Consider the following 6129-nt stretch of genomic DNA (forward strand, 5'->3'; position numbering starts at 1 on the left):
AGCCACACACGACGACAGTCCGGCTGCCGGCAAGGGAGTAAAAGAACCATGGATCAGTCAGAGTATTGGTACGCGCTAGCTTCGGTGCTGCTGTTCTTCAAGATGTTTGCGATCTCCGCCTATCAGGGCTTTCACCGAATCGGCAAGCTGACGTTCAAAACTCCCGAAGATGCCGCGTTCATGGGCCGAGAAGCCGCCGAAGAGGAATTGCCTCAAGTTCAAAGAGCCGCACGTGCCTGGCTGAATGACCTGGAGAACATTCCGATTTTTCTGGGCTTGGGTATTGCTTACGTTTGGGTTGGCGCCAGCCCTGCTTGGGCTCCGTGGCTTTTCCTGATATTTACGGGCGCCCGCTACCTCCATACGTTGTTCTATCTGTGCGGTGTTCAGCCCTGGCGTACCATGGCGTATGCAGTGGGAGTGGTGTGCATGTTCATTATGAGCGTTCAAATCCTCCTGGCACTGCGCTGAGTCGGGCATGAAATGCTTTCCGGGCGGATGGATTTTCGCAGGAGAACCGGGGCGGATCTGCTTTGCTTCGTCAGCTTACCCATATTGGGCAAATTATTACCCATGATAAAACCGGTATAAAACCGGGACATATAAAATCCAGACAGCACTATTTTCTTCGTAATGGAAACGAAACTGTGCTTAATTTTCGTGATGAGCAAGGTGCCCCAAGGAGGCTTGCAGTACCGTTATAGCATCTCGGAAACCAGAGCAAGGCCAATGCCCAGCTCAATCACGATCCCGCCCAGGTTCCTTACATCGAAGGATTGATCCAGGAACACCGAAACCGTGCGGACCCACCCCGAAGACAGCCAGCCAAACCCGACGGCTGCGTAAACCTCGGGCTGCTGAAACCACAGCGCCGCCACACCAAGGCCGACGAAGATCCCGCCATAGGTGGCCCGGACTTCCGATATTCCCAGCTTTCCCTGGGGCGTAACGCCGAGGTATTTGGCGACTTTTTCGGGGGCAATCAGCCAGAGGGTTCCGAGGGCTAACGTGCATGCGGACGCAAGGAGGGGAATCAGGTCGGTCATTGCAGAGATATCCTGTCAGCCGTTCTGACCACCGCTACGCGCGAGGATTTGCGTGGATGCAACTCGCCATACTAAGCAGTTGCCCGCCTTTCTGGACGCGAGCTGCTTACGATCACGCCTGAAAGACCGGTCGAACCCTTCAACCGGCGACCCGTCCCGGCTTCACCGAGAGCATCTTTGTTGCGATGATCAGCGGGCCTGGAGCTTGCCCTTCTTGGCATCGGGAGAGGCGGCCTGCCCGCTTTTGCCCTTGCCCACATACTCAACAGCCCCGCCGGACTTCAGAAAAGCTTCGGTCTGCTCGGCAATCGTTTCAGACGTCAGGGTCGCTTTTACGTTTTTGTTGCTCATGGTGTTCTCCAGGTTATCGGTTGGCTTATTCACCCCCTTCAGACCCCCATCCTATCCCAATCAGCAAACAATTATTGGATAACCGGACCGCAGGTGCCTCCCCGCGCTAGGAAGCCTGTCCATGGCGAAGGGCCTTGTAACGCTCCGCCAGCTCAACGCGAATGGCCCGGCGCTGCTCACCGTTGGCAAAGCGCCGGATCTGATCATCTGTGACCGGTTCCAGTTTCGGCACCTCGACGGCCTTACCATTTTCATCCACAGCCACCATGGTGAAGAAGCAACTATTGGTGTGGCGCACCAGCTTGCCTCGGATGTTTTCGGTGATCACCTTGACGCCCACCTCCATGGAAGTGCGCCCCGTGTAGTTCACGCTGGCCAGGAAGGTGACCAGTTCGCCCACGTGAATGGGTTGGCGGAACATCACCTGGTCCACCGACAGGGTGACCACATAGGTACCGGCGTAGCGGCTGGCGCAGGCGTAGGCCACTTCGTCGAGACACTTGAGCAAGGTGCCGCCGTGCACATTGCCGGCAAAGTTGGCCTTGTCCGGCGTCATCAGGATGGTCATGGTCAGTGTGGTGGAGCCCAGTTCCATAATGCGCTCTCCGGTTGTCGGACTTTGAGTATAGGCGCAAACCCGCTATCCAGCCGGAGCGGGCCTGCGCCTGTCGCAACCAGCGCAGCGCACAATCGGGATTCACGCCACCAGAAATGCGCCGGTGGCGGCCAGCACCGCGCCCAGAGCCTGGGACACCCGGTTGTCTGTTTTTGCGAGCACAACACCCAAGCCACGCCCCGCCAGGGCAATGGCCAGCGTCGCCACGCCAAACCCGGCCATGTAGGTCAGCAGGCTGGCCGCGGCCGGCATTTCGGTGCCGTGGGCGAAGCCGTGGAACACCATGAAGGAGCCGACTAGGGTGCCGCCGATGACCGTGGGCAGTTTTGCCAGGGTGGCGATGAGTACGCCGGCCAGCATCACGGTGAGCGCAATGCCGGTCTCGACGCCGGGCAGGGTGAGGCCGGCAAAGGCCAGGCCGGCGCCGAGGAACATGCCGGCCACCATGAACAGGGGCGTCCCCCGCTGCAGCCAGGGGCTCTGGCGTACGCTCCAGAAGCCGATGGCGGCCATGGCCAGCAGGTGGTCCGGGCCCAGCATGGGGTGCAGCAGGCCGCTGACGAAGCCGCCGTGGCTGTGGCCGCTGTGGGCGGATGCGGTGGTGGCGGCCAGCAGGAGTGCGGCGGTGGTGAAAAATTTCAAGGTGAATTTCATGGTGGTTCTCCGTCGTGCTGGATTCTGTGGTGTCGTTAATCGGTTCAGGCGGTGGCGGCCTGTCTGTTCGGCCTTCTCTCGGGGAGCATGCCCCGCTCCAGGATAAAGCGGATGATGGTTTCCAGCCCTACCCCGTCGTACAGGTTGGTAAACACGAAGGGGCGGTCGCCGCGCATCTTCTTGCTGTCCCGCTCCATGACGTCCAGGGAGGCGTGCACCTGTTCGGCGATGTCGATCTTGTTGATGATCAGCAGGTCGGACTTGGTGATGCCGGGGCCGCCCTTCCGGGGAATCTTGTCGCCGGCGGAGACGTCGATCACGTACAGGGTGAGGTCGCTGAGCTCGGGGCTGAAGGTGGCGGAGAGGTTGTCGCCGCCGGATTCCACCAGCACCAGTTCCAGGTCGGGGTGGCGGCTCTGGAGGTCGTCGATGGCCGCGAGGTTCATGGAGGCATCCTCGCGTATGGCGGTATGCGGGCAGCCGCCGGTTTCGACACCGAGGATGCGGTCGGCGGCGAGGGCCTCGTGTTTGAGGAGGAAGTCGGCGTCCTCGCGGGTATAGATGTCGTTGGTGACGACGGCAATGTTGTAGTAATCGCGGAGTGCTAAGCATAGCTGGCGCAACAGGGCGGTTTTTCCGGAGCCTACCGGGCCGCCTACGCCTACTCTCAGGCAGTGTTTCATTGTTTTTCTCCTCATTCGATGTGATTTATCTGGCTCCGAGTTTGGCGGCGAGTGGGTACAGCTTTCCGGGAAACGCTTCAAGCACATCCATGTGCGCTTGGGCTCCGCCATCCATGGCTCCGCACATTCCCGGAAAGCTGTACCCACTCACCGCCTTCGACTTCGGAGGGGCCTTCAAATCGGCTTTTGCTTCTCTACTGCTTCGGTTTTCTAACTTCTGAACAGTCTTGAGTACTGCGTTTCGTGCTGGGCGCTGGCCAGGGCCAGGCCGGGCAGGATCGGCCCCAGTTCGTCATCAGTTCGTTCCATGGCTGCATCGACAGCCCTCACCAGCGCCGGCCGAAGCTGTTCGGTCAGGCGCTGGGCGGCGGTGTGGCCCAGGGGCAGCGCTTTGCAGGCGACGGCCAGCTGGTTTTCCAGCCAGGCCCAGGCGAAGCCGAGCAGGGTCCGGCGCACCGGTACACCGCGCTGGTGGGCGGCCCAGGCGAATACGGTGGCGTAGCCGGGGTCTTCTGGCATGAGGCCAGGCGCCGGCAGCAGGTCAAGGCTGTTCAGCAGCCGTACCAGGGCGGTGCCCAGCCGTGTGTCCTCGTCGCTGAGTTCGGCGGTTTCGCGGCTGGCGTGGAGCCAGTCGTTCCAGTGCGCCAGTTCGTCGGCCCCCTGGTGTTGCCAGGCGGTCTGCAGGCGCAGCAGTGCCGGCAGCTCGCAGCGGCTGAGGCCGTCGTCGAGCACACCGTCGAGCCACTGGCCCAGCTGCGATTCGTTGTTGACCCAGCCCAGCTCGAAAGCGCTCTCCAGGCCCTGGGACCAGGCGAAGGCGCCGATGGGGAGGGCCGGGCTGACCAGTTGCAGCAGGCCCAGCAGGGCCAGATCGTCCGGGTGGTCGGCAGCGATATCAGTGGGCATGATGGTGTCCGTGGCCATGGCTGTGGCCGTGACCCAGGCCCTCCCCAGCTTTGGCGTAGGCGCCGGGTTCGGGGTCGAAGGGGGCCTGGTGGCGCTCCAGGGTGGCGCCGAGGCGTTCGGCCAGTTCTTCCAGGACATGATCCGGCGGGAATCGGACCCAGCCCTGGCTGCCGCTGTTGCAGCCGATCGCCAGGGTGACGTGGCGGTTGCCCAGGTGATAGCACAGGCGCGCCATGGGCATGCCGCTGGCGATGGTGGCGGTGATCACGGGCTCATCGGCGGCGCGGATGCGCACCACTTCGCCGCCGCGGGCCTGCAGGCATTCGCCGTCCCGCAACACGGGGCCGCGGTCGAGAAAGAGGCCGACGTCGTGGTTGTTATCGGTGGTAGCCCGCAGGCGGCCGCGGATTCTCAGTTCGTACGGCAGGGTGAGGGTGTCGAAGATCTCACAGGCTTCGATGTCGGTGCCCAGGCGTTCGGTGAGTTCCAGCATGACGGTCTCCTCTAGAACAGGTGATAGCGCTGGGCCAGCGGCAGCTCGGTGGCCGGCTGGCAGGTCAGCAGTTCGCCGTCGGCGCGCACTTCGTAGGTTTGCGGGTCTACGGTGAGCTGCGGGCAAGCGTCGTTGAGTTTCATGTGGTCCTTGCGGACCCCGCGTACGCCACGGCAGGCGGACAGCGGGCTGTCCAGCCCCAGGTGGTCGCCGATGCCGGCATCCAGGGCGGCCTGGCTGACGAAGCTGACACGGGTGGCACTGGCTGCCTTGCCGAAGGCGCCGAACATGTAGCGGTAGTGCACCGGCTGGGGCGTGGGAATGCTGGCGTTGGGGTCACCCATGGGAGCGGCGGCGATCATGCCGCCCTTGAGGATGAGGGCGGGTTTGACGCCGAAGAAGGCCGGGTCCCAGAGCACCAGGTCTGCCAGCTTGCCCACTTCCACGGAGCCCACATCGTGAGCGATGCCGTGGGTGATGGCGGGATTGATGGTGTACTTGGCGATGTAGCGCTTGGCGCGATGGTTGTCGGCGCCGAGACTTTCGTCTTCCGGCAACAGGCCGCGCTGGACTTTCATCTTGTGGGCGGTCTGCCAGGTGCGGCACACCACTTCCCCGACCCGGCCCATGGCCTGGGAATCGGAGGCGATCATGGAGATCACGCCCATGTCCTGCAGGATGTCCTCGGCGGCGATGGTCTCGCGGCGGATGCGGGAGTCGGCGAAGGCGACGTCTTCCGGGATGTTCGGGTCCAGGTGGTGGCAGACCATGAGCATGTCCAGGTGCTCGTCGATGGTGTTGACGGTGTAGGGCCGCGTCGGGTTGGTGGAGGACGGCAGCACGTAGTCCTTTGAGCAGGCGGTGATGATGTCCGGCGCGTGGCCGCCGCCGGCCCCCTCGGTGTGGTAGGTGTGGATGCAGCGTTCCTTGAAGGCGGCCAGGGTATCTTCCACGAAGCCGGATTCGTTCAGGGTGTCGGTGTGGATGGCGATCTGGACGTCGTATTTCTCGGCCACACTCAGGCAGTTGTCGATGGCGGCTGGGGTGGTGCCCCAGTCTTCGTGGAGCTTGAGGCCCATGGCGCCGGCCTGCAGCTGCAGCTCCAGGGCTTCGGGCAGGCTGGCGTTGCCTTTGCCCAGGAAGCCGATGTTCATGGGCATGGCGTCCACGGCCTGGAGCATTTTGCCGATGTGCCAGGGGCCGGGGGTGCAGGTGGTGGCGTTGGAGCCGGTAGCGGGGCCGGTGCCGCCGCCGAGCATGGTGGTGATGCCGCTCATCAGCGCTTCTTCCACCAGTTGCGGACAGATGAAGTGGATGTGGGCGTCGAGGCCGCCGGCGGTGAGGATTTTGCCTTCGCCGGCGATGATCTCGGTGCCGGGG

9 protein-coding genes are annotated in these 6129 nt (G+C 63.0%); 1 reads left to right on the forward strand and 8 read right to left on the reverse strand.

The features are described 5' to 3' along the window. The coding region (locus tag R3280_RS15680; protein ID WP_413468794.1) for an MAPEG family protein at positions 1-471 on the forward strand (471 nt) is incomplete at its 5' end. 227 nt (positions 472-698) lie between these two features. Here the strand turns inward: R3280_RS15680 and R3280_RS15685 are convergent. The 8 genes from R3280_RS15685 to ureC form a co-directional block, all read right to left on the reverse strand. Beyond that, on the reverse strand, positions 699-1046 hold the full coding sequence (locus tag R3280_RS15685; RefSeq protein ID WP_318999549.1) for a DUF4345 family protein: 348 nt from the start codon (positions 1044-1046) through the stop codon (positions 699-701). A 189-nt stretch (positions 1047-1235) separates the two neighbouring features. Next, positions 1236-1397, reverse strand: a complete 162-nt coding sequence (locus R3280_RS15690) for a hypothetical protein (RefSeq protein WP_318999550.1) — start codon at positions 1395-1397, stop codon at positions 1236-1238. A 106-nt stretch (positions 1398-1503) separates the two neighbouring features. Beyond that, positions 1504-1992 carry an acyl-CoA thioesterase gene (locus R3280_RS15695; protein WP_318999551.1) on the reverse strand — a complete coding sequence of 163 codons (489 nt, stop codon included), beginning with the start codon at positions 1990-1992 and terminating at the stop codon, positions 1504-1506. A 102-nt stretch (positions 1993-2094) separates the two neighbouring features. Continuing rightward, positions 2095-2667 (reverse strand): HupE/UreJ family protein, encoded by a 573-nt coding sequence (locus R3280_RS15700; protein ID WP_318999552.1) that lies wholly within the window; start codon positions 2665-2667, stop codon positions 2095-2097. Positions 2668-2711: 44 nt separating this feature from the next. Continuing rightward, positions 2712-3350 carry an urease accessory protein UreG gene (gene ureG, locus R3280_RS15705; protein WP_318999553.1) on the reverse strand — a complete coding sequence of 213 codons (639 nt, stop codon included), beginning with the start codon at positions 3348-3350 and terminating at the stop codon, positions 2712-2714. Positions 3351-3560: 210 nt separating this feature from the next. Beyond that, positions 3561-4256 (reverse strand): urease accessory protein UreF, encoded by a 696-nt coding sequence (locus R3280_RS15710; protein WP_318999554.1) that lies wholly within the window; start codon positions 4254-4256, stop codon positions 3561-3563. After that, the gene (ureE, locus tag R3280_RS15715) at positions 4246-4749 is read right to left on the reverse strand and encodes an urease accessory protein UreE (protein WP_318999555.1); all 504 of its coding nucleotides are present in this window, start codon (positions 4747-4749) and stop codon (positions 4246-4248) included. Before ureE ends, R3280_RS15710 begins: the two co-directional genes overlap by 11 nt. An 11-nt stretch (positions 4750-4760) precedes the next feature. Then, positions 4761-6129, reverse strand: a 1369-nt coding sequence (gene ureC, locus R3280_RS15720) for an urease subunit alpha (RefSeq protein ID WP_318999556.1), incomplete at its 5' end; no start/stop codon positions are given.

The organism is Marinobacter sp., from assembly GCF_033722195.1.
Lineage (GTDB): Bacteria > Pseudomonadota > Gammaproteobacteria > Pseudomonadales > Oleiphilaceae > Marinobacter.